The organism is Enterobacter cloacae complex sp. IR5422, from assembly GCF_049238165.1.
Lineage (GTDB): Bacteria > Pseudomonadota > Gammaproteobacteria > Enterobacterales > Enterobacteriaceae > Enterobacter > Enterobacter roggenkampii.
This window is the reverse complement of sequence record NZ_JBMKHT010000038.1, coordinates 15,918-38,160: the sequence shown is the minus strand read 5'-3', so window position 1 is coordinate 38,160 and position 22,243 is coordinate 15,918. Positions and strand designations below refer to the sequence as shown.

General features: G+C 59.9%; 18 protein-coding genes and 1 pseudogene. 9 read left to right on the top strand and 10 right to left on the bottom strand.

What is annotated here, in order from left to right; all coding sequences use genetic code 11:
* On the bottom strand, positions 1 to 722 hold a 722-nt coding region (exuR, locus tag ACOTXT_RS17045; protein WP_421625370.1), incomplete at its 3' end, for a transcriptional regulator ExuR.
* Between the two features lie 180 nt (positions 723 to 902).
* A pseudogene (locus tag ACOTXT_RS17040) lies at positions 903 to 2,200 on the bottom strand (MFS transporter).
* A 397-nt stretch (positions 2,201 to 2,597) separates the two neighbouring features.
* On the opposite strand from ACOTXT_RS17040, the gene uxaC reads away from it, so the two are divergent.
* Both uxaC and ACOTXT_RS17030 read left to right on the top strand, forming a co-directional pair.
* Positions 2,598 to 3,968, top strand: a complete 1,371-nt coding sequence (uxaC, locus tag ACOTXT_RS17035; protein ID WP_333166103.1) for a glucuronate isomerase — start codon at positions 2,598 to 2,600, stop codon at positions 3,966 to 3,968.
* Positions 3,969 to 3,985: 17 nt separating this feature from the next.
* Positions 3,986 to 5,473 (top strand): UxaA family hydrolase, encoded by a 1,488-nt coding sequence (locus tag ACOTXT_RS17030; protein ID WP_023344958.1) that lies wholly within the window; start codon positions 3,986 to 3,988, stop codon positions 5,471 to 5,473.
* A gap of 86 nt (positions 5,474 to 5,559) precedes the next feature.
* On the opposite strand, the gene sstT is transcribed toward ACOTXT_RS17030, so the two are convergent.
* The 4 genes from sstT to ACOTXT_RS17010 form a co-directional block, all read right to left on the bottom strand.
* Positions 5,560 to 6,801: a serine/threonine transporter SstT gene (gene sstT / locus ACOTXT_RS17025; protein WP_008503149.1), complete on the bottom strand. Its 1,242-nt coding sequence runs from the start codon at positions 6,799 to 6,801 to the stop codon at positions 5,560 to 5,562.
* A gap of 255 nt (positions 6,802 to 7,056) precedes the next feature.
* The gene (locus ACOTXT_RS17020; protein WP_021242367.1) at positions 7,057 to 8,022 is read right to left on the bottom strand and encodes a TerC family protein; all 966 of its coding nucleotides are present in this window, start codon (positions 8,020 to 8,022) and stop codon (positions 7,057 to 7,059) included.
* Positions 8,023 to 8,273: 251 nt separating this feature from the next.
* A complete protein-coding gene (locus ACOTXT_RS17015; protein ID WP_187797774.1) occupies positions 8,274 to 9,272 on the bottom strand; it encodes a Gfo/Idh/MocA family protein in 999 nt (332 codons plus the stop codon).
* Positions 9,273 to 9,342: 70 nt separating this feature from the next.
* Positions 9,343 to 9,846 carry a YgjP-like metallopeptidase domain-containing protein gene (locus ACOTXT_RS17010; RefSeq protein ID WP_008503152.1) on the bottom strand — a complete coding sequence of 168 codons (504 nt, stop codon included), beginning with the start codon at positions 9,844 to 9,846 and terminating at the stop codon, positions 9,343 to 9,345.
* An 83-nt stretch (positions 9,847 to 9,929) separates the two neighbouring features.
* Between ACOTXT_RS17010 and rlmG the strand changes: the two genes are divergently transcribed.
* On the top strand, positions 9,930 to 11,066 hold the full coding sequence (gene rlmG, locus ACOTXT_RS17005) for a 23S rRNA (guanine(1835)-N(2))-methyltransferase RlmG (RefSeq protein ID WP_045371401.1): 1,137 nt from the start codon (positions 9,930 to 9,932) through the stop codon (positions 11,064 to 11,066).
* A gap of 90 nt (positions 11,067 to 11,156) precedes the next feature.
* Here rlmG and ACOTXT_RS17000 read toward each other — a convergent pair whose 3' ends face one another.
* The 3 genes from ACOTXT_RS17000 to lsrR form a co-directional block, all read right to left on the bottom strand.
* The gene (locus ACOTXT_RS17000) at positions 11,157 to 13,178 is read right to left on the bottom strand and encodes an NADPH-dependent 2,4-dienoyl-CoA reductase (protein ID WP_333166097.1); all 2,022 of its coding nucleotides are present in this window, start codon (positions 13,176 to 13,178) and stop codon (positions 11,157 to 11,159) included.
* Positions 13,179 to 13,364: 186 nt separating this feature from the next.
* Entirely contained in the window at positions 13,365 to 14,945 is a 1,581-nt protein-coding gene (lsrK, locus tag ACOTXT_RS16995; RefSeq protein ID WP_045351621.1) for an autoinducer-2 kinase, read from the bottom strand.
* A gap of 33 nt (positions 14,946 to 14,978) precedes the next feature.
* Positions 14,979 to 15,950 (bottom strand): transcriptional regulator LsrR, encoded by a 972-nt coding sequence (lsrR, locus tag ACOTXT_RS16990; protein WP_008503156.1) that lies wholly within the window; start codon positions 15,948 to 15,950, stop codon positions 14,979 to 14,981.
* A gap of 215 nt (positions 15,951 to 16,165) precedes the next feature.
* On the opposite strand from lsrR, the gene lsrA reads away from it, so the two are divergent.
* Genes lsrA through lsrG form a run of 6 tightly spaced genes read left to right on the top strand, consistent with a single transcriptional unit; the run spans position 16,166 to position 21,851 of the window.
* On the top strand, positions 16,166 to 17,653 hold the full coding sequence (lsrA, locus tag ACOTXT_RS16985; RefSeq protein ID WP_333166110.1) for an autoinducer 2 ABC transporter ATP-binding protein LsrA: 1,488 nt from the start codon (positions 16,166 to 16,168) through the stop codon (positions 17,651 to 17,653).
* On the top strand, positions 17,650 to 18,681 hold the full coding sequence (gene lsrC / locus ACOTXT_RS16980) for an autoinducer 2 ABC transporter permease LsrC (RefSeq protein WP_333166093.1): 1,032 nt from the start codon (positions 17,650 to 17,652) through the stop codon (positions 18,679 to 18,681). The genes lsrA and lsrC overlap by 4 nt, the downstream gene beginning before the upstream one ends.
* Positions 18,682 to 19,659 carry an autoinducer 2 ABC transporter permease LsrD gene (gene lsrD / locus ACOTXT_RS16975; RefSeq protein WP_055321591.1) on the top strand — a complete coding sequence of 326 codons (978 nt, stop codon included), beginning with the start codon at positions 18,682 to 18,684 and terminating at the stop codon, positions 19,657 to 19,659.
* Between the two features lies 1 nt (position 19,660).
* Complete coding sequence (lsrB, locus tag ACOTXT_RS16970) at positions 19,661 to 20,662, top strand: autoinducer 2 ABC transporter substrate-binding protein LsrB (protein WP_055321590.1); 1,002 nt, start codon at positions 19,661 to 19,663, stop codon at positions 20,660 to 20,662.
* Positions 20,663 to 20,673: 11 nt separating this feature from the next.
* Positions 20,674 to 21,561 (top strand): 3-hydroxy-5-phosphonooxypentane-2,4-dione thiolase, encoded by an 888-nt coding sequence (lsrF, locus tag ACOTXT_RS16965; RefSeq protein WP_032675525.1) that lies wholly within the window; start codon positions 20,674 to 20,676, stop codon positions 21,559 to 21,561.
* Positions 21,558 to 21,851, top strand: a complete 294-nt coding sequence (gene lsrG, locus ACOTXT_RS16960; protein WP_008503162.1) for a (4S)-4-hydroxy-5-phosphonooxypentane-2,3-dione isomerase — start codon at positions 21,558 to 21,560, stop codon at positions 21,849 to 21,851. The genes lsrF and lsrG overlap by 4 nt, the downstream gene beginning before the upstream one ends.
* A gap of 101 nt (positions 21,852 to 21,952) precedes the next feature.
* Here lsrG and ACOTXT_RS16955 read toward each other — a convergent pair whose 3' ends face one another.
* Positions 21,953 to 22,240, bottom strand: coding sequence for a hypothetical protein (locus ACOTXT_RS16955; RefSeq protein ID WP_055321589.1), 288 nt, complete (start codon positions 22,238 to 22,240; stop codon positions 21,953 to 21,955).
* Between the last annotated feature and the right edge of the window lie 3 nt (positions 22,241 to 22,243).

The following is a 22,243-nucleotide window of genomic DNA, read 5'->3' as shown; positions in this document are numbered from 1 at the left end:
GCCAAAATCAGCCACGAAGAGACGATTTTGGGCTGAAAATTGGAAAATTGAGCCACAGGACGTCGATAAAGGACGGTTTGGGGCGTCATATCGGGAGCTGCGGACCACTTAATCGCAACTTCCTTAAGGATTTGATCGTGATCGTCACACCAGTTGTCGACGGTACGGGAATCGATATGGTCGTGCAGTTTTTTCCAGTACGGGTTGTGAACGCGCTGAGTCCACATTTTCTCAACGATTGCCGCCAGCGCCGTATTCTGGGTTGCCAGGGCGACCTGGACGTGGAACTGCAGATCCCACTCTGAATCGCGGAAACATTTTTCCTTGCGGGCATTCTCCTGGATTTCCATCAGCTTCATGATGTCCTGCTTGGTCACCTGCGTCGCCGCAAATTCGGCAATGTTGCTTTCAATCAGCTGGCGAGCCTGGAGCAGCTCAAACGGACCGTAGCTGGCGAATTCCAGACTCTCGTCCGCGACGGGAGAGTGTTTCGGCAGATTGGAAATGACGTGAATGCCGGAGCCTTTGCGTACCTCAACGTAGCCTTCGACTTCCAGCATGATGATCGCTTCACGCACCACGGTGCGGCTGACGCTTTTTTCATCCGCGATAAAGCGCTCGGCGGGCAGTTTATCACCGACAAGATAGACCCCTTGCTCGATGCGATCTTTCAGCTCCGCAGCAAGTTGTTGATATAAACGACGTGGTTCGGTGATTTCCATATGCGCTCCAGGCAGGGTACGGCAGATGATTTGTTATACCACTTTTGCGTGCCACTCTCCAGATTTTGCCATTAAAAAAGCCACTACTGAGTGGCCTTTAAATGCCCGGCGACGCTTCGCTTGCACGGGCCTACGGGGTTTGTAGGCCGGGTAAGCGTAGCGCCACCCGGCACAGCAAGGCTAACTCTGCGTGGCCGGTTTCCCGAGTGACTCTTTTGCCAGCTCCTCTGCCGATTTGCTTTTCAGCACCGTCCAGATCACCACCGCGCCCAGCAGGTCGAAGACCGCCAGTACTGCAAACAGCGGGCTGAAGCCGATGGTATCCGCCAGCGCGCCGACGACCAGCGCGAACATCGTACTCGCGGTCCAGGCGGCCATCCCGGTCAGGCCGTTGGCGGTGGCCACTTCGTTGCGACCGAAGACGTCAGACGAGAGCGTAATCAGCGCGCCGGACAGGGACTGGTGCGCAAAACCACCGATGCACAGCAGGGCGATGGCCACGTACGGGCTGGTGAACAGGCCGATCATGCCCGGGCCAATCATCAGCAGTGCGCCCATGGTGACCACCATCTTACGGGAAACGATCAGGTTCACGCCAAACCAGCGCTGGAACAGCGGTGGCAGGTAGCCGCCCACGATACAGCCCAGGTCAGCGAACAGCATCGGCATCCAGGCGAACATCGCGATCTCTTTCAGATTAAAGCCGTAGACTTTAAACATGAACAGTGGGATCCACGCGTTGAAGGTCCCCCAGGCCGGTTCCGCCAGGAAACGCGGCAGGGCGATACCCCAGAACTGACGGGTGCCCAGGATCTGCCAGACGGTCATTTTTTTGCCGTTGTTGGTCTGATGCTGCGCTTCCTGACCACCAATGATGTACTCGCGTTCTTCTTCGGAGAGTTTTTTCTGATCGCGCGGTGCTTATAGAAAACCAGCCACGCGATTGCCCAGGCGAAGCTCAGCACGCCGGAAATGATGAAAGCCATCTGCCAGCTGTGCATCACGATAGCCCACACCACCAGCGGCGGCGCAATCATCGCCCCGATGGACGAACCCACGTTGAAGTAGCCGACAGCAATAGAGCGCTCTTTTGCCGGGAACCACTCGGAACTGGCCTTCAGTCCCGCCGGGATCATAGCGGCTTCTGCCGCACCGACCGCACCGCGCGCCAGCGCCAGGCCGCCCCAGCTGCCCGCCAGCGCGGTGGCTCCGCAGAACACCGCCCAGGCGATGGCGAAGAAGGCATAGCCGATTTTGGTACCGAGGATATCCAGCACGTAGCCTGCAACAGGCTGCATGATGGTGTACGCCGCGGAATAGGCAGCAATGATGTAGGAGTATTGCTGCGTGGAGATATGCAGCTCTTCCATTAACGTCGGCGCTGCGGCTGCGACGGTGTTACGCGTCAGGTAGCCCAGCACGGTGCCTAACGTCACCAGTGCGATCATGTACCAACGTAACCCTTTAATTTTACGCATGTAAAACCTCATCGTTATAGTATTGCCGTGCCGGGACACGGTAACCGCTCGACCGTTGCCGGGAGCCGTTCAGTAACGGGAGGGGCGTAACCGGGAAATGTCCCGGAACGGCCCGAACCTTGCCAAAAGTCATCTGCATAAGTCGGTTTCCGTACCGTTAAATCTGGTGTAACTGACACCAGGAATGCATTCCGTCGGCTTATAGTTTGCGACGGCGAAAAGATAACTTGTCATACAGCTTTAAAAGGTGAGTGACATAACAAATGTATGATTCTTTGTGGGGGCATTATTCTTGTCGCTTCAAGCCAGTACTGGCGCGGCTTGTAGAAGGATTTGCTCCAGTTTGGGTAATGTATTTGTCTGCGTTTATTGATCTCACTCACGAAAAAAACGTCGGATGGTGGACCGCCTGTACCACGACTATGCAAAAGATCAGCCGATTTTCGACTACCACTGCCATTTGCCGCCGCAGCAGGTTGCCGAAAATTACCGTTTCAAAAACCTGTATGACATCTGGCTGAAGGGTGACCATTACAAATGGCGTGCGATGCGCACCAACGGCGTGGCTGAGCGCCTGTGCACCGGTGATGCGACCGATCGCGAGAAGTTTGACGCCTGGGCGGCGACCGTCCCGCACACCATCGGTAACCCGCTCTATCACTGGACGCACCTTGAGCTGCGTCGCCCGTTTGGCATCGCCGGCAAACTGCTCTCCCCAACGACCGCCGATGAAATCTGGGACCAGTGCAACGCGCTCCTGGCGCAGGATAACTTCTCCGCGCGCGGCATCATGAAGCAGATGAACGTGAAGATGGTCGGCACCACCGACGATCCGATTGACTCCCTGGAGCATCATGCCGTTGTCGCCAAAGACACCTCTTTTGATATCAAAGTGCTGCCAAGCTGGCGCCCGGACAAAGCCTTCAACATTGAGCAGGCCACGTTCAACGACTACATGGCGAAGCTGGCGGAAGTGTCCGATACCGACATCCGTCGTTTCGCCGATCTGCAAACCGCGCTGACCAAACGTCTGGATCACTTCGCGGCGCACGGCTGTAAAGTCTCTGACCACGCGCTGGACGTGGTGCTGTTTGCGGAATCAAACGAGGCCGAGCTGGACAGCATTCTGGCGCGTCGCCTCTCCGGTGAATCGCTTAGCGAGCACGAAGTGGCGCAGTTCAAAACGGCGGTACTGGTGTTCCTCGGTGCCGAATACGCGCGTCGCGGCTGGGTACAGCAGTACCACATCGGTGCGCTGCGCAATAACAACCAGCGCCAGTTTAAACTGCTGGGTGCGGACGTGGGCTTTGACTCGATCAACGACCGTCCGCTGGCGGAAGAGCTGTCAAAACTGCTGAGCAAACAGAACGAACAAAACCTGCTGCCGAAAACCATTCTCTACTGCCTGAACCCGCGCGATAACGAAGTGCTGGGCACGATGATCGGCAACTTCCAGGGCGAAGGGATGCCGGGCAAGATGCAGTTCGGCTCCGGCTGGTGGTTCAACGATCAGAAAGACGGCATGGAGCGTCAGATGACGCAGCTGGCGCAGCTTGGCCTGCTGAGCCGCTTTGTCGGCATGCTGACCGACAGCCGCAGCTTCCTGTCCTATACCCGTCATGAATACTTCCGCCGCATTCTGTGCCAGATGATTGGCCGCTGGGTGCACGCAGGCGAAGCGCCGGCGGATATCCAGCTGCTGGGCGACATGGTGAAAAACATCTGCTTTAACAATGCGCGTGACTACTTCGCCATTGAACTGAACTAGGGCCGTTTGAGGTTGATATGCAATACATCAAAATCCATTCGCTGGATAACGTGGCCGTCGCGCTGGCAGATTTAACCGAAGGGACGGAAGTCACCTTCGACAACCAGTCGGTGACGTTACGCCAGTCCGTTGGACGTGGACACAAGTTTGCCCTGATCCCCATTGCCAAAGGGGAGAACGTGGTGAAGTACGGTCTGCCCATCGGTCATGCGCTGGCGGATATCGCGCCGGGTGAATACATCCATTCCCACAACGCCCGCACAAATCTGAGCGATCTGGACGAGTACAGCTATCAACCTGATTTACCTGCGGCACAAGAGCAGGCGGCGGATCGTGAGGTGCAGATCTACCGCCGCGCAAACGGCGACGTGGGGATCCGCAACGAGCTGTGGATCCTCCCGACCGTCGGCTGCGTGAACGGGATTGCGCGTCAGATCCAGACGCGCTTCCTGAAAGAGACCAACGATGCCGAAGGCACTGACGGCGTGCATCTGTTCAGCCACACCTACGGCTGCTCCCAGCTGGGTGACGACCACATCAACACCCGAACCATGCTGCAAAACATGGTGCGCCACCCGAACGCGGGCGCGGTGCTGGTGATTGGCCTGGGCTGCGAGAACAATCAGGTGGACGCCTTCCGCGAGACGCTCGGTGAGTTTGACCCTGAGCGCGTGCACTTTATGGTGTGCCAGCATCAGGACGACGAAGTGGAAGCGGGCGTCGAACAGCTTCATCAGCTGTATGAGGTGATGCGCCACGACAAGCGCGAGCCGGGCAAGCTGAGCGAGCTGAAGTTTGGTCTGGAGTGCGGCGGGTCTGATGGCCTGTCCGGTATCACCGCCAACCCGATGCTGGGGCGCTTCTCGGACTATGTGATCGCCAACGGCGGCACGACGGTGTTGACCGAGGTGCCGGAGATGTTCGGTGCGGAACGTATTCTGATGAGCCACTGCCGCGACGAGGAGACGTTTGAAAAAACCGTCACCATGGTGAACGACTTCAAGCAGTACTTCATTGCCCACAATCAGCCCATTTATGAGAACCCGTCGCCGGGTAACAAAGCGGGGGGGATCACCACGCTGGAAGAGAAATCCCTCGGCTGCACCCAGAAAGCAGGCGCGAGCCAGGTGGTTGACGTTCTGCGCTACGGCGAGCGCCTGAAAACGCACGGTCTGAACCTGCTGAGCGCGCCCGGTAACGATGCGGTCGCCACCAGCGCGCTGGCGGGAGCCGGCTGCCATATGGTGCTGTTCAGCACCGGTCGCGGCACGCCGTACGGCGGTTTTGTGCCGACGGTGAAAATCGCCACCAACAGCGAGCTGGCGGCGAAGAAAAAACACTGGATTGACTTTGATGCCGGGCAGCTTATCCACGGCAAGGCGATGCCGCAGCTGCTGACGGAATTCGTGGACGCGATTGTGGAAATTGCCAGCGGCAAGCAGACCTGCAACGAGAAGAACGATTTCCGCGAGCTGGCAATCTTTAAGAGCGGTGTGACGCTGTAAGTACTTTGTCGGGTGGCGCTAGCGCTTACCCGACTTACTAAACCCTGTAGGCCCGGTAAGGCGTAGCCGCCACCGGGCTTTTCTTTTTAACTGCGGAGGGCGTTCTTCGCTAAACGCGCGTCTTCCGCCTGACAGGCCGCCGCGGTAAACAGCACGTCGGTAGAGGAGTTCAGCGCGGTTTCGCAGGAGTCCTGCAGCACGCCGATGATAAAGCCGACGGCAACCACCTGCATGGCGATTTCGTTCGGGATACCGAACATATTACACGCCAGCGGGATCAGCAGCAGCGAACCGCCCGCCACGCCGGATGCGCCGCAGGCGCACAGCGATGCCACCACGCTCAGCAGCAGCGCGGTTGGCAGATCCACCGGAATACCCAGCGTATGCACCGCCGCCAGGGTCAGTACAGTGATCGTAATCGCCGCACCCGCCATGTTCACGGTCGCACCCAGTGGGATCGACACGGAATAGGTATCGCGATCCAGGTTCAGCTTCTCCGCCAGCGCCATGTTCACCGGTATGTTCGCCGCAGAGCTGCGGGTGAAGAAGGCATACACGCCGCTCTCGCGCAGGCAGGTCAGCACCAGCGGATACGGATTGCGGCGGATCTGCCAGAACACCAGCAGCGGGTTGATCACCAGCGCCACCAGCAGCATACAGCCGACCAGCACAACCAGCAGTTGCGCGTAGCCCCACAGCGCGTCAAAACCGGTGGTTGCAAGCGTAGAGGAGACCAGGCCGAAAATACCGATTGGCGCAAAGCGAATCACCAGCTTCACCATAAAGGTGACAGCGTTGGACAAATCGTTGACCAGGTTTTTCGTGGTCTCGTTGCCGTGACGCAGCGCGAAGCCCAGACCAATCGCCCAGACCAGGATGCCAATGTAGTTTCCGCTCATCAGCGCGGTGATGGGGTTAGAGACCATGCTCATCAGCAGACCGCGAAGGACTTCCACAATCCCGGACGGCGGCGTGATATCACCGGCCGCGCTGGTCAGGTGCAGCGTGGACGGGAACAGGAAGCTAAACACCACGGCCGTTAAGGCTGCAGAGAAGGTTCCCAGAAGATACAGGAACAGAATAGGGCGAATGTTGGTTTTTTGTCCGTGCTGGTGGTTGGCAATCGATGCCATGACCAGCATCAGAACCAGTACTGGCGCGACGGCTTTCAGGGCGCCCACAAACAGCGTCCCGAGCAGCCCCGTGGCCTCCGCAGCAGGTTTTGACACCATGGCCAGCAGAATACCCAGCACCAGTCCTACCAGAATTTGTTTAACCAGACTTCCCTGCGCCAGGCGCGCAAAAAGACCCGTCGATTGTGTGCTCATACATTATTCCTGAGTGAAATTGCGTTCCATTCCGAAAGTGCTCTTAGTCACATTTATGTCCGGATGTAAGTAAATGTTTGCCTGGTCGAGTATAGGGAATGCGCGAAAGGAGGGAAGCGTAAAATGCTGGATTTTACGTGTTGCGTCTTGTTTTTAAACTATTGATTAACGACCGGGCGGTGTGGCGCTGCGCTTACCCGGCCTACGGGGTAACGTTGTAGGCCCGGTAAGCGCAGCGCCACCGGGCAAAACGCATTAAGCCTGCTGCTTCTTATCGTGCTGGCGGTTAACCCAGGTATTGATAATCAGCGTCACGATCAGAATGCCAAACACCACGCCGAGCGAAATGGCGATCGGGATATGGTAGAAATCGACGATCAGCATCTTGATACCGATAAACACCAGGATCACCGACAGGCCGTACTTCAGCATGGAGAAGCGCTCCGCCGCGCCCGCCAGCAGGAAGTACATCGCGCGCAGGCCGAGGATGGCGAACAGGTTAGAGGTCAGAACGATGAACGGGTCGGTGGTCACCGCGAAAATGGCCGGAATGCTGTCCACGGCGAAAATCACGTCGCTCAGCTCAACCAGAATCAGCACCAGCAGCAGCGGGGTGGCAAACAGCAGGCCGTTCTTGCGCACGAAGAAGTGCTCGCTCTCGATCTTGTCGGTCATGCGCAGATGGCCGCGGATCCACTTCACCAGCGGGCGATCGCCAATCGCGGAGCCGTCCTCTTTTGCCAGCGCCATTTTGACCCCGGTGAACAGCAGGAACGCGCCGAAGACGTACAGCAGCCACTCGAACTGGGTAATCAGCCAGCTGCCAGCGAAGATCATGATGGTACGCAGGATAATTGCACCCAGCACGCCGTACACCAGCACGCGACGCTGCAGAGCCGCAGGCACGGCGAAGTAGCTGAACAGCATCAGCCAGACGAAGACGTTATCAACCGCCAGGGCTTTTTCAATCAGATAGCCGGTGAGGAAGGCGAGCGCCTGAGGATCGGCCACCGCGCGGCCTTCGGTCGAGGCCAGATACCACCAGAAGGCGGCGCAGAAGAGCAGGGAGAGAGTAACCCAGACCAGCGACCAGGCGGCGGCCTGTTTCATGGTCATGCCGTGCGCGCCGCGACGGCCCTGCAAAAAGAGGTCGATCGCCAGCATGATGAGCACGACAACCGCGAATCCGCCCCACAACATTGGAGTGCCGACAGAATGCATACTATTTTCCTTACACATAAAAAACAAAAACGGCCATGGTCAGAAGACGATAGCCGTTAGCTTTTTATGCATAGACCTCGCCTTCCGGCAAGGTCTCACTTACAACCACGAGGGTTGCCCGGCGACCGGATGCGGTATTGCACGCATCGTAATGACGATCCACCGGCGAAGAAGTTACTCCCCTTTGCAGGTAACAAAATATGTCAGACCATCGGTTTCGTCAATGGTCTGCGCCGTTTCATTACACAGCTTTACGCGATAACTTCCGCGCTCACGCCGTCTGCCGGGAACACCACGCCGGTCTGACGGCGGATCTCCGTTTGCAGCTTCGCCGTGGTGCGGCTCACCGCAAGGCCTGGGTGATTCACTTCGTTGTCTTCCACCAGACGGGCGAAGACCTCTGCCTCATAGAGCATAGTGTTAATATGCTGAGGCTGCGTCAGCTCCTGCGCTTTGCCGCCGCGCGGGACAAAGCTCACCTTCTGGCACTCGGAGATCTTCTCGATAACCAGCGAGCCCGCTTCGCCCTGAATTTCGCTCGGCAGGACAGAATCGCTCACCTTGGAGTGCTGCAGCGTCACGCTGAAATCACCGTAATCCAGCACCGCGACACCGTGCGCATCCACGCCGCTCTCCAGCAGGCTGGCGGTGGCCGTGACGCCGTGCGGCTCGCCCCAGAGGGCCACGGCAGAGGCCAGGCAGTAGAAACCGATATCCATAATCGAGCCGTTCGAGAAGGCCGGGTTAAAGGTGTTCGGGTTCTCGCCGTCGAGATAGCGCTGGTAGCGCGACGAGTACTGGCAGTAGTTGATAAACGCTTTGCGCACTTTGCCCACCTTCGGCAGGGACTGCAGCAGCAGCAGGAAGTTCGGCAGGCTGGCGGTTTTGAACGCTTCGAACAGTACCACCTGGTTTTCGCGGGCAAGCGCGATGGCGGCTTCCACTTCTTCGATGTTCGACGCCAGCGGCTTCTCGCAAATCACATGCTTTTTATGGCTGAGGAACAGCTTCGTTTGCGGGAAGTGCAGGGCGTTCGGGCTGGCGATATAGACCGCGTCAATGGCGTCGCTTTGCGCCATGTCATCAAGCGAGGTGAAGAGATGCTCGACCAGGTAATCGTTGGCAAAACTCTGCGCCTGCTCAAGGCTGCGGGAATAGACTGCGGTAAGTTTCAGTTTGCCGGTTTCGTGGGCGGCGTCGACGAACTGGCGCGTGATCCAGTTCGTTCCAATGACTGCGAAACGTATCATAAACGTTTACGTACTCCGTAGCGGGGAACCTTTAGCCACTGTAGCACGTCATCATGACAATTCGCGTGCGCTATTCCGCATTACCTTTTAACGATAAATGCGTAAGCCACAGCCGGGTATCAAACTCCAGCTGGTGGTACTGCGGCTCCATATGGCAGCACAGAGAATAGAACGCTTTGTCGTGCTCTTTCTCTTTCAGGTGTGCGAGTTCGTGCACCACAATCATCCGCAGAAAGGCTTCCGGCGCGTTGCGAAAAACCGTCGCGACGCGGATCTCCGCCTTGGCCTTCAGCTTGCCGCCCTGCACGCGGGAGACGGCGGTGTGCAGGCCGAGCGCGTTTTTCAGCACGTGGATCTTGTTGTCGTACATCACCTTGTTGATCGGCGGCGCGCTCTTCAAATACCGGTTTTTCAGATCCTGCGTATACTGCCAGAGGGCTTTATCGGTCGCGAAATCGTGGGTGCCGGGGTAGCGTTTTTCCAGCACCGCGCCGAGCTTTTGCTCGGCAATCAGGCTGCGAACCTGAGAAAGTAAATGCTCCGGGTAGCCCTGGAGATAAGTAAGTTGGTTCATCAACGCCCCAAATCGACAATAAAACGGGTATACTCACGCACCCTTTTCAGGGATACGCCAAATTTTACCATTCAGGAGGGCCGATGAGCCACTTAGACAACGGTTTCCGTTCACTCAACCTTAAACGTTTCCCGGAGACGGACGACGTTAACCCGCTTCAGGCGTGGGAAGCAGCGGATGAATATCTGCTGCAGCAGTTGGATGAGACTGAAATCCGCGGCCCGGTTTTGATCCTGAATGACGCCTTCGGCGCGCTGGGCTGCGCGCTGGCGGAGCACACGCCGTACAGCATCGGCGATTCCTACTTAAGCGAGCTGGCGACGCGTGAAAACCTGCGCCATAACGACATCGACGAATCCAGCGTGAAGTTCCTCGACAGCACCGCGGACTACCCACAGGCGCCGGGCGTGGTGCTCATCAAAGTGCCAAAAACCATGGCGCTGCTGGAGCAACAGCTGCGCGCGCTGCGTAAGGTCGTCACGCCAGAAACCCGCATCATCGCGGGTGCCAAAGCGCGTGATATTCACACTTCGACGCTGGAGCTGTTTGAGAAGGTCCTTGGCCCAACCACCACGACGCTGGCCTGGAAAAAAGCGCGCCTGATCAACTGTACGTTCGCCGCACCCGAGCTGGCCGACGCGCCGGACACGCTGAGCTGGAAACTGGAAGGGACCGACTGGACCATCCACAACCATGCGAACGTCTTCTCCCGTACCGGTCTGGATATCGGGGCGCGTTTCTTTATGGAACACCTGCCGGAAAATCTGGAAGGGGAAATTGTCGATCTGGGCTGCGGCAACGGCGTAATTGGCCTGACGCTGCTGGCGAAGAACCCGGAGGCCAGCGTGGTGTTCAGCGACGAATCGCCGATGGCGGTGGCCTCCAGCCGTCTGAACGTGGAAACCAATATGCCGGACGCGCTGGACCGCTGCGAGTTTATGATCAACAACGCGCTGTCGGGGGTAGAGCCGTTCCGCTTCAACGCCGTGTTCTGTAACCCGCCGTTCCACCAGAAGCACGCTCTGACGGATAACGTCGCGTGGGAGATGTTCCACCACGCGCGCCGCTGCCTGAAGATTAACGGCGAGCTGTACATCGTGGCGAACCGCCACCTGGACTACTTCCACAAGCTGAAGAAGATTTTCGGCAACTGCGTCACCATTGCGACCAACAACAAGTTCGTGGTGCTGAAGGCGGTGAAGCTGGGACGTCGTCGTTAAGATTGTTTTGCCCGGTGGCGCTGCGCTTACCGGGCCTACAATGGCCTCGGACCCGTAGGCCGGGCAAGCGCAGCGCCGCCCGGCAATGTTCTAGATCATCAGAGCTAATTTCGTCCCCTGCGCAATCGCGCGCCGCGCATCCAGCTCCATCGCCACGTCGCACCCGCCGATCAGATGCACCGTTTTACCGGCCTCGCGCAGCGGATCCGCCAGATCCCGCTTCGGCTCCTGCCCGGCACACAAAATCACATGATCCACGCGCAGCAGCTGCGGCTCGCCGCCGATCGTGACGTGCAGCCCGTCGTCGTCGATCTTCTGGTAGCTCACCGCCGGGATCATCTTCACCCCGCGCGAGAGCAGGGTGGCGCGGTGGATCCAGCCGGTGGTTTTCCCCAGCCCTTCGCCCGGTTTGCTGGCTTTACGCTGCAGCATCACGATCTGGCGCGGGCTTTTCGGCAGTTGTGGCCCTTCGGGTCGCAGGCCGCCGGACTGGCTGAGGCTGGTGTCGATACCCCATTCCACGCAGAATTCGGCAATGTTCTGGCTGGTGGCTTCGCCCGGTTGGCTTAAATACATCGCGGTGTCAAAACCAATCCCGCCGCAGCCGATAATCGCCACCTTCTCGCCAACCGGCGCTTTGTCACGCAGCACGTCGAGATAGCTCAGCACTTTTGGATGATCGATACCCTCGATCGCAGGCGTGCGCGGTACGATCCCGCTCGCCAGGATCACCTCATCGAAATCAGTCAGATCCGCCGCGTGGACAAACTGATTAAGCCGCAGCTCGACGCCCGTCAGCTCGATCATCCGGCGGTAGTAGCGCAGCGTTTCGTAGAACTCCTCTTTGCCGGGGATCTGTTTGGCGATATTAAACTGCCCGCCAATCTCTCCCAGCGCATCAAACAGCGTCACGCCGTGCCCGCGCGAGGCGGCATTGACCGCAAACGCCAGGCCCGCAGGTCCTGCGCCGACAACCGCCAGGCGTTTTTTCGCTGTCGCCGGGATCACCGGCATTTTGGTTTCATGGCAGGCGCGCGGGTTGACGAGGCAGGAGGTGACCTTCCCGACGAAGATCTGATCCAGACAGGCCTGATTACAGCCGATGCAGGTGTTGATCTCATCCGCGCGTCCGCTTTGCGCTTTCGACAGCAGCTCGGCATCGGCGAGGAACGGCCGCGCCATCGACACCATATCGGCATCGCCGCGCGAAATCACATCGTCCGCCACCTGCGGATCGTTAATGCGGTTGGTGGTGACCAGCGGAACGGACACTTTGCCTTTCAGCCTGCGCGTTACCCAGCTGAACGCCGCGCGCGGCACCGGCGTGGCGATGGTCGGGATGCGCGCCTCGTGCCAGCCGATGCCGGTGTTGATAATCGTGGCGCCCGCGGCTTCTATCGCCTGCGCCAGCTGCACGGTTTCGTCGAACGTGCCGCCGCCCTCCACCAGGTCGAGCATCGACAGGCGGAAGATGATGATAAAGTCCGCACCCGCACGTTCACGTACCGCGCGCACCACCTCCACGGCAAAGCGCATCCGGCGGGCATAGTCGCCGCCCCATTCGTCGTCGCGCTGGTTGGTGCGGGCGGCGAGAAACTCGTTAATCAGGTAGCCTTCGGAGCCCATCACCTCAACGCCGTCATAGCCCGCTTCACGCGCCAGCGCGGCGCAGCGGGCGAAGTCGTCAATCAGCGCCAGGATCTCGTCGTGGCTCAGAGCATGCGGAGTGAAGCGGTTAATCGGCGCCTGAATGGCCGATGGCGCAACCAGATTCGGCTGGTAGCTGTAGCGTCCGGTGTGCAGAATTTGCAGGGCAATTTTACCGCCCTCGTTGTGTACCGCGTCGGTCACAATGCGGTGATGCGGCAGCTGTGCTGCATCGTTCAGCACCGCACCGCCCTCCATGCCGACGCCGGAAGGGGAAGGGGCCACGCCGCCGGTGACAATCAGCGCCACCCCGTGGCGCGCGCGCTCGGCATAGAAAGCTGCCAGACGCTCGGCCCCGTCCGGATGCTCCTCGAGCCCGGTGTGCATCGAGCCCATCAACACGCGGTTTTTGAGTGTGGTGAACCCCAGATCGAGAGGGGCGAATAACGACGGGTAGCGGCTCATAGTCTCTTCCAGTGTAAAATTATTGTTATGTGGTCGGATGAGTTACTAATTTAGCCAGCGGCAGCGGAAAGGTAAAAGCGGGATCGAATGATTGTGATAGATCTCAAAGAACTTCCCCGGTGGCGCTGCGCTTACCGGGGCTACAAAACCCCAGGACCAGATAAGCGTAGCGCCATCCGGCGTTATTTACGGCGCCGCTGCCCGCACCAGCCCCGGCGCCTGCCACATCGACGTGGTCAGTCCGCTGTCCACCAGCCCGAGTTGGTCCGCGTATACCGCCTGCCATTTCTGCATCATGCCGTCGTACAGCTCGCGGTGCGCCGGGTTTGGCGTGAACTCGCGGCTCCATTTCACCAGCCGCTCGCCCGTCGAGGCCATATCGGCAAACAGCCCCGCGCCCGTACCCGCGGCAATCGCGCAGCCCAGCGCCGTGGCTTCTTTCACTTCCGGCACGCGCACCGGCAGGCCCGTGACGTCGCTTAAGATCTGGCTCCACAGGGCACCTTTTGACCCGCCGCCCGCAAACACCAGGCTCTCAAACGTCACGCCGGAAAAGCGTGAAATCTGCGCCAGGTTGCAGGCCGAAACAATCGCCGCGTTCTCTTCCAGGGCGCGGAACAGCGTCGCTTTATTGCATTTTTCCGGGTCGATGGAGAGGTTAATAAACGACGGCGCGGCGTGGTACCACTGCTTGAAATGCATTGCGTCGGAGAAGATTGGCATTACCCCGTGGGAGCCCGCCGGCACCCGGCTGGCCATCTCTTCCAGCAGGGAATAGGTGTCCATCCCCATCCGCTCGGCAATCAGCTTTTCCTCCGCGCAGAAGGCGTCGCGGAACCAGCGCATGGTCAGCCCGGTAAAGAAGCTGATCGACTCCGCCTGCACCATGCCGGGGATGACGTGCGGATTCACGCGGATGTTCATGTCGGGGTCGGTGCGTACCTGCGGCAGATTGACCACCTGCTGCCAGAAGGTGCCGCCCAGCACCGCCGTTTGTCCGGCGCGGACCACGCCCAGCCCCAGACAGCCCAGCTGCACGTCGCCGCCGCCCATCACCACCGGCGTGCCTTCGCGCAGGCCGCTCTGCTGCGCGGCCTCCCGGGTTATAGCACCCAGTACGGTGCCGGTCTCTTTCACCGGGGAGAGGATATCGGCGCGCAGCCCGGCCATGTCGAGAAGCGCCGGACGCCAGTCGCGGGAGAAGAGATCCAGCATGCCGGTGGTGCCCGCGTTCGACGGGTCGACCGCCAGCTCGCCGGAGAGCTTCGCCGCCAACCAGTCGCTGATCATGGTGATAGTCGCGGCCTTGCGGTAAATATCCGGACGGTGGTGCGCCAGCCACAGCAGGCGCGGCATGGCGCTCAGCGCCAGCGTCTGGCCGGAGACCTCATACACTTCGGATTCAAAACGGTCATCGTGGATCTCTTTGAGTTCGGCCACCTCGCGGCTGGCGCGGGCGTCGACGTTGGCGCAGGCCCAGATGGCCTCGCCGTTACGGTCGTACAGCACGATCCCTTCGCGCATTGAACAGCAGGCGACGGACTGGATATCTGCCGCGCTCAGGCGCGCACGCTCCAGCGCCTGATGAATGCACCGGCAGGCCAGCTGCCAGTTGGTCTCGAGGTCAAACTCCATCGACCCCGGCACGTTCTCCACGCTCAGGTGCTTCCACTCGGCCTGGCCGACGGCAATCTGGTTGCCCTGCAAATCGAAAATCACGGCGCGAACGCTGCCGGTCCCTGCATCTAACGCTAAAAGGTAACTCATGAGCTTGCCTCGCTGTTAGCGCAGGGCGGGCTCTTATTTGGCCAGAGCCAGCACCGCGCGGGCTGTCGTCTCTTCCGTCACCAGGCCATTGATACGGCGACCCTTCAGTGCGGCATAAATCGCATCGGCTTTCTCTTCCCCGCCGGCCACGCCAACGATGGTGGGCAGCTGCGCCAGCTCATCAAGCGAGACGCCGAGTAATTCTTTGTGGATCTCCAACTCCTCAACGCACTCCCCTTCGGCATTGAGGAAATAGCCGAGAATGTCGCCGACCGCGCCTTTGCGGGCGTACATCAGCTGTTCACCTTCGCTGATATAGCCGGAGCGCAGGATCGTGGCGTCACGGCGCTGGTTCACTGAACCAATGCCAACCACCGCCACGTCGGCTGCGGTGGCGGCGAGGATCACGTCCCGCACGCTGGTCTCGCGTTTTAAGATCCCGGCCACTTCGGCGGAAGACACGCGAAGCGGGGCGGGGATCATGCTGACGCTGCAGGCCGCGTCCAGCTGGCCGATACCGGTCATATACGGCCCGACGCCGCCGGAGAGCGTCACGAGGCGGATCTGCTGCGAGCTGATAAAGCCGCTCAGGTGCTGCAGGCTGCTCATGGTGGTTTCACCGAACCCCACCGCCAGCAGCTGGCCGGGCTCCAGCACGCCCATCAGCGACTGCGCCGCGCCAATGCCTAACCGCACGTTCATCGGCGGCGTATTTAGGGCAGGCATCACGCGCACCAGCTTCAGGCCAAAGCGCTGCTGTAGCTCGGTTTCCAGCGACAGGCAGCCCTCGTAGCGGGAGTTAATCTGCACGCGGATCACCCCGGACTGGCGGCCTTTCTCCAGCAGGCGGGAGATTTTTAATCGCGGCAGCCCGAGGCGTTCGCCGATATCGTTCTGGGTCAGCCCGTCGTGGTAGTAGCACCAGGCCACGCGCGCCACCAGCTCCTCTTCCGCCAGCGCCAGCCCGGCAAACCGTCCTTCTTCCGCAGTGCGTTTATCGCTCATAATTGAACTCTTATAAAAATTTAGATCATATGTTCGTGATGACGCGGAGGGAAAGTGTGAGCCACGCGACAAAACGGATCATTTCGATCGTTTCTGGTTTATCTGAATCTCAATCGATAAAACTGTGATCCCTGCACGGTTGTAAATATAGTTCACCGTCTACGCTTTTGAACATTATTAAATCTAAAAATCATTTGTTCAATAGCGGAGCGATGATGACCCCACTTCTCGACGCGCGAAGTATCAGCAAGCAGTTCTCAGGCGTGCCGGTTCTAAAAGGCATTGATTTCACGCTGCTTGCGGGCCAGGTGCACGCGCTGATGGGCGGGAACGGCGCGGGAAAATCGACGCTGATGAAGATCATCGCCGGAGTCGAGACGCCGGATGAGGGTGAACTTTCCGTCGAGGGGCAGTCATATGCGCGGCTGACGCCCGTGCAGGCGCACAGGCTCGGCATTTACCTCGTGCCGCAGGAGCCGCTGCTGTTCCCCAACCTGACGGTGCGGGAAAACATCCTGTTCCGCCTGCCGCGCGAACGCGATCGGGAAAAGCGGCTGGCGGAGAAACTTGAGCAGCTGCAGTGCCGGCTGAACCTCGACGCCGCCGCCAGCACCCTGGAAGTGGCGGATCAGCAGATGGTAGAGATCCTGCGCGGATTAATGCGCAACGCCAGGATCCTGATCCTCGACGAGCCCACGGCCTCCCTCACGCCGGGCGAAACCGAACGGCTGTTTCGTCAGATCCGCGCCCTGCAGGCGCTCGGCGTCGGGATCGTGTTTATCTCGCACAAGCTGCCGGAAATTCGCATGCTGTCGAGCCACGTCTCGGTGATGCGCGACGGCGCGGTGGTGCTCAGCGGTGAAACCGCGCAGTTTGAAGATAGCGCCCTGATCGCCGCCATGACACCGGTAAGCCGCGAGAAATCCCTCAGCGATACGCAAAAGCTGTGGCTGGCGCTGCCGGGCAACCGTCGCACCCAGCCGCAGGACTTTCCGGTGCTGCGGGTTGAGGATCTTACCGGGGAAGGGTTTATCGATCTCAGCCTTGAGATCTACGCCGGGGAGATCGTCGGCCTGGCCGGGTTGGTAGGCTCCGGGCGCACCGAGATTGCCGAAACGCTCTATGGCCTGCGGCCTGTGCGCGGGGGGCGCGTCTGGCTGGAGAACCAGGACATCACCGCCGCACCGGTAAGTTCACGTCTGGACAAAGGCCTGGTCTACCTGCCGGAAGACAGGCAGGTGTCCGGCCTGTTCCTCGACGCGCCGATCCGCTGGAACACCGTGGCGCTGAACGAGCCGTCGCTCTGGCAGCAGCGGAAAAGAGAGTCCGCGGTGGTGGAGCGCTATCACCGGGCGCTGGGGATCAAGCTCAACCATGCGGATCAAACCGTGCGCACGCTCTCCGGTGGCAACCAGCAGAAGGTGCTGCTGGCACGCTGTCTGGAAGCCAACCCGTTATTGCTGATCGTCGATGAACCGACGCGCGGCGTGGACGTCTCGGCGCGCGCCGATATCTACCAGCTTATCAAAAGCGTGGCGGCGCAGAACGTGGCGGTGCTGATGATCTCAAGCGATCTCGATGAGTTTCCCGGCCTTGCCGATCGCGTGCTGGTGATGCATCAGGGCGTACTCAGCGGCGAGCTGCCGCGCCATGCCGTCAGCCTCGATCGCATGATGGCGCTGGCGTTTGGAGGGCAATCATGAAGATCTTACTGAAAAACCGCGAGCTGAGCGCGTTTCTCGCCATTCTGGCGCTGTTCGCCGTGCTGGTGGCGCTCAATCCGTCGTACCTGAGTTTGCAGACGCTGGGGATGATCTTCGCCAGCTCGCAGATACTGATCCTGCTGGCGATCGGCGCGGCGCTGGTGATGCTGACCCGCAATATCGACGTCTCCGTGGGGTCGACCGTCGGGCTGTCCGCCATCGCCGTCGGCGTGGCGCTGAACAGTGGCTACAGCCTGCCCGTTTCCATTCTCTTCGCGCTGTCAGTTGGCGCGCTGGCGGGGGCATTCAACGGTTTTCTGGTGGTGGGATTACGCATCCCGGCGATTGTCGCCACCCTCGGCACGCTGGGGCTGTACCGTGGAGCGATGCTGCTCTGGACGGGCGGAAAGTGGATTGAAGGGCTGCCGCCGGGGTTGAAATCCCTCTCTGAGCCTGCGGCCATCGGCGTGTCGCGCCTTGGCATGGTGGTGTTGATTATCGTGGTCACCGGCGCGTGGACGCTGTCGCGCACCGCGTTCGGGCGTGATTTCTACGCTGTGGGGGATAACCTCGCCGCCGCGCGCCAGCTGGGCGTGGCGGTGAACCGCACCCGCATGATCGCCTTTACCCTCAACGGCATGCTGGCGGCCTGCGCCGGGATTGTCTTTGCCGCACAGATTGGCTTCGTGCCCAACCAGACCGGCAGCGGGCTGGAGATGAAGGCCATCGCCGCCTGCGTACTGGGGGGCATTTCACTGCTGGGCGGAACGGGCACGCTGATCGGCGCGCTGCTCGGTGCGTTCTTCCTGACGCAAATCGACACCGTGCTGGTGCTGTTCAGGCTTCCGGCCTGGTGGAACGACTTTATCGCCGGGCTGGTGCTGCTGGGCGTGCTGGTGCTCGACGGGCGTCTGCGTCAGGCGCTGGCGCGTCACCAGCGGGCGCTGAAGTACGGTCGTTTCCAGCCGGGCAACAGAGGGGGAAAGCATGTCACCCCGTTTCCCAAACGCAAAAAAGAGGTGGCGTAAATGAGGCTTAACTGGGAAAGCGCGCTGCTGATTTTACTGGTGCTGGAGATCCTGCTCTTTGGCGCCATCAACCCGCGCATGCTCGACGTCAACATGCTGCTGTTCAGCACCAGCGACTTCATTTGTATTGGCATTGTGGCGCTGCCGCTCACGCTGGTGATTATCAGCGGCGGGATCGACATCTCCCTCGGCTCGACCATCGGCCTGTGCGCGATTGCGCTGGGGGTGATGATGCAGGCCGGGTGGCCGATGGCGGTCGCCGTTCCGCTGACGCTGCTGCTGGGACTGCTGTGCGGGCTGGTAAACGCGGCGCTGATCCACTACACCGGCATCAGCCCGCTGGTCATTACCCTCGGCACGCTCTACCTCTACGGCGGCGGCGCGCTGCTGCTTTCCGGCATGGCGGGCGCGACGGGCTACGAGGGCATCGGCGGCTTCCCGGACAGCTTCACGGCGTTCGCTAACCTCACGGTGTTGAGTCTGCCGATCCCATTGGTCTTGTTCGCGGTAATCACAGTCTTCTTCTGGCTCATTACCCACCGCGGGCGCTTTGGCCGTCATCTGTTCCTTATTGGGCAGAACCCGCGCGCGGCGCGCTATGCGGCGCTGCCGGTGAACGGCATGCCCTACGTGCTGTACGGCCTGGTGGGCGTGGCCTCGGCGATTGCCGCGCTGGTGATGGTCTCCTATTTCGGCTCCGCGCGTTCGGATCTGGGGCGCGATCTATTAATGCCTGCGCTCACCGCCGCCGTGCTCGGCGGAGCCAATATCTACGGCGGGTCAGGTTCGGTTGTCGGTACGGCGCTGGCGGCGCTGCTGGTGGGGTACCTGCAACAGGGTTTACAGATGGTCGGCATCCCCAACCAGGTGTCGAGCGCGCTGTCGGGGGCGCTGCTGGTTGTGGTGGTGATGGGGCGTTCGCTGAGTCTGCACCGCGAATGGGTGCGATCTCTCTTTAGAAAACTATCCGGAGCGTAAGATGAAAACAAAACTGCTCGTCCTGGCAATGGCCCTCAGCTTCGCTTCGGCGCAGGCGGCGGACCGCATTGCCTTTATCCCGAAGCTGGTGGGCGTCGGCTTCTTCACCAGCGGCGGCAACGGTGCGAAAGCGGCGGGGAAAGATCTTGGCGTGGACGTGACCTACGACGGCCCAACCGAGCCGAGCGTCTCCGGCCAGGTGCAGCTCATCAATAACTTCGTCAACCAGGGCTATAACGCCATTATCGTCTCCGCCGTGTCGCCGGATGGGTTGTGTCCGGCGCTGAAGCGCGCGATGCAGCGCGGCGTCAAGGTCCTGACCTGGGATTCCGACACCAAACCGGAGTGCCGCAGCATCTACATCAATCAGGGGACGCCGGAACAGCTGGGCGGCCTGCTGGTGGAGATGGCGGGCAAGCAGGTCACCAAACCGAACGCGAAAGTGGCGTTCTTCTACTCCAGCCCGACCGTCACCGACCAGAACCAGTGGGTGAAAGAGGCGAAGGCCAAAATCGAGAAAGACCATCCCCAGTGGCAGATTGTCACCACCCAGTTTGGCTATAACGACGCCACCAAATCGTTGCAGACCGCCGAAGGGATCTTAAAAGCCTATCCGGATCTGGATGCGATCGTCGCCCCGGACGCCAACGCGCTTCCTGCTGCCGCGCAGGCGGCAGAAAACCTGAAGCGGGAAGGCGTGGCGATTGTCGGGTTCAGCACGCCGAACGTGATGCGCCCGTACGTTGAGCGCGGCACGGTGAAGGCCTTCGGCCTGTGGGACGTGGTGCAACAGGGCAAAATTGCGGTCAATGTCGCCGATCGTTTACTGAAAAAAGGCGATCTTAACGTTGGCGACAGCGTGGACGTAAAAGATATCGGGGCGCTGAAGGTCGAGCCGAACAGCGTGCAGGGCTACCAGTATGAGGCGAAGGGCAACGGCATCGTGCTGCTGCCGGAACGCGTGGTGTTCACCAAAGAGAACATCAGCAAATACGATTTCTGACGGGGGAGCAAATGGCTGATTTAGACGACATCAAAGACGGCAAGGATTTTGGCATCGGCACGCCGCAGCAAAATGTGCCGTTCACCCTGAAGGGCTGCGGCTCGCTGGACTGGGGCATGCAGTCGCGGCTGGCGCGCATCTTCAATCCGCAGAGCAACCGTACGGTGATGCTGGCCTTTGACCACGGCTACTTTCAGGGGCCGACTACCGGCCTTGAGCGTATCGACCTCTCTATCGCGCCGCTGTTTGGTGAAACCGACGTGCTGATGTGTACCCGCGGCATCCTCAGGAGCCAGGTGCCCGCCGCGACGAACAAACCGGTGGTGCTGCGCGCCTCCGGCGGTAACTCGATTCTGGGCGAACTTTCCAACGAGTGCGTGGCGGTGGCGATGGAAGACGCCCTGCGCCTGAACGTCTGCGCGGTGGCGGCGCAGGTGTACATCGGAAGCGAGTTTGAGCATCAGTCGATCAACAACATCATCAAGCTTGTCGATGCAGGGGCGCGCTACGGCATGCCGACGCTGGCGGTAACGGGCGTGGGGAAAGAGATGGCGCGTGACGCTCGGTATTTCTCGCTGGCAAGCCGCATTGCCGCCGAAATGGGGGCGCAGTTCGTCAAAACCTACTACGTGGATGAGGGTTTTGAAAAAGTCACCGCCAGCTGCCCGGTGCCGATCGTTATCGCGGGGGGCAAAAAGCTGCCGGAGCACGAGGCGCTGGAGATGTGCTGGCGCGCGATAGACCAGGGCGCGTCCGGCGTGGACATGGGGCGCAACATCTTCCAGTCCAGCGCGCCGCTCGCCATGCTGAAGGCGGTGAAGAAAGTGGTGCACGATAACTGGAATGCCCGTGATGCGTTCCAGTTCTGGCAGGAAGAGAAACAGGGAGAAGCAAAATGAACGTGACGCTGGTAGAGATCAACATTAAGCCCGAGCGGGTGGACGAGTTTCTGGAGGTGTTTCGCGCCAACCACGAGGGCGCAATCCAGGAGCCGGGGAACCTGCGTTTTGACGTATTGCAGGACCCGAGGGTGAAAACCCGGTTCTTTATCTACGAAGCCTATAAAGACGAAGAGGCGGTGCTGGCGCATAAGCAAACCCCGCACTATCTCGCGTGCGTGGATAAGCTGGAGGAGCTGATGTCGGAGCCGCGCAAAAAACGCAGCTTTGTCGGGTTATTGCCGGAGTAATGGTCTTGCCCGGTGGCGCTGCGCTTTCCGGGCTTTTGGGGAAAAGGTGGAATGGTTTTGTAGGCCGGATGAGCGTAGTCCGCCCGGCTTTAGATTTTGCTTTACTGTGCTTTTTTGGCTGCGTCCTGCATCTCTTTCATTTTTTGCGCGGCCGCTTGCTGGCTTTGGCGTAGGTTTTCGCTCGCGGCAACCAGAAACTCAGGATGATTAGCCAGGTAGATAGATATCGTTTCACCCATTTTTTCCGGATGGGCGGTAAAGTAATCCTCGGCGATTTTGCCGATTTCCGTCTTCTGCTCAGCGGTAAACTCAGCGGCCTGGCTCAGCGTCGGTGCGGTCAGTGTGACGAAAACGGTCAGAACGAGGAAGGGGTGCTTTATGAAAAACATGAT

What these genes read in the sequence shown, in the direction of transcription:
- uxaC (WP_333166103.1), top strand. Translation starts at nt 2,598, where the DNA reads ATGGTGGACCGCCTGTACCACGACTATGCAAAAGATCAGCCGATTTTC.
- ACOTXT_RS17030 (WP_023344958.1), top strand. Translation starts at nt 3,986, where the DNA reads ATGCAATACATCAAAATCCATTCGCTGGATAACGTGGCCGTCGCGCTG.
- sstT (WP_008503149.1), bottom strand. Translation starts at nt 6,801, where the DNA reads ATGAGCACACAATCGACGGGTCTTTTTGCGCGCCTGGCGCAGGGAAGT.
- ACOTXT_RS17020 (WP_021242367.1), bottom strand. Translation starts at nt 8,022, where the DNA reads ATGCATTCTGTCGGCACTCCAATGTTGTGGGGCGGATTCGCGGTTGTC.
- ACOTXT_RS17015 (WP_187797774.1), bottom strand. Translation starts at nt 9,272, where the DNA reads ATGATACGTTTCGCAGTCATTGGAACGAACTGGATCACGCGCCAGTTC.
- ACOTXT_RS17010 (WP_008503152.1), bottom strand. Translation starts at nt 9,846, where the DNA reads ATGAACCAACTTACTTATCTCCAGGGCTACCCGGAGCATTTACTTTCT.
- rlmG (WP_045371401.1), top strand. Translation starts at nt 9,930, where the DNA reads ATGAGCCACTTAGACAACGGTTTCCGTTCACTCAACCTTAAACGTTTC.
- ACOTXT_RS17000 (WP_333166097.1), bottom strand. Translation starts at nt 13,178, where the DNA reads ATGAGCCGCTACCCGTCGTTATTCGCCCCTCTCGATCTGGGGTTCACC.
- lsrK (WP_045351621.1), bottom strand. Translation starts at nt 14,945, where the DNA reads ATGAGTTACCTTTTAGCGTTAGATGCAGGGACCGGCAGCGTTCGCGCC.
- lsrR (WP_008503156.1), bottom strand. Translation starts at nt 15,950, where the DNA reads ATGAGCGATAAACGCACTGCGGAAGAAGGACGGTTTGCCGGGCTGGCG.
- lsrA (WP_333166110.1), top strand. Translation starts at nt 16,166, where the DNA reads ATGACCCCACTTCTCGACGCGCGAAGTATCAGCAAGCAGTTCTCAGGC.
- lsrC (WP_333166093.1), top strand. Translation starts at nt 17,650, where the DNA reads ATGAAGATCTTACTGAAAAACCGCGAGCTGAGCGCGTTTCTCGCCATT.
- lsrD (WP_055321591.1), top strand. Translation starts at nt 18,682, where the DNA reads ATGAGGCTTAACTGGGAAAGCGCGCTGCTGATTTTACTGGTGCTGGAG.
- lsrB (WP_055321590.1), top strand. Translation starts at nt 19,661, where the DNA reads ATGAAAACAAAACTGCTCGTCCTGGCAATGGCCCTCAGCTTCGCTTCG.
- lsrF (WP_032675525.1), top strand. Translation starts at nt 20,674, where the DNA reads ATGGCTGATTTAGACGACATCAAAGACGGCAAGGATTTTGGCATCGGC.
- lsrG (WP_008503162.1), top strand. Translation starts at nt 21,558, where the DNA reads ATGAACGTGACGCTGGTAGAGATCAACATTAAGCCCGAGCGGGTGGAC.
- ACOTXT_RS16955 (WP_055321589.1), bottom strand. Translation starts at nt 22,240, where the DNA reads ATGTTTTTCATAAAGCACCCCTTCCTCGTTCTGACCGTTTTCGTCACA.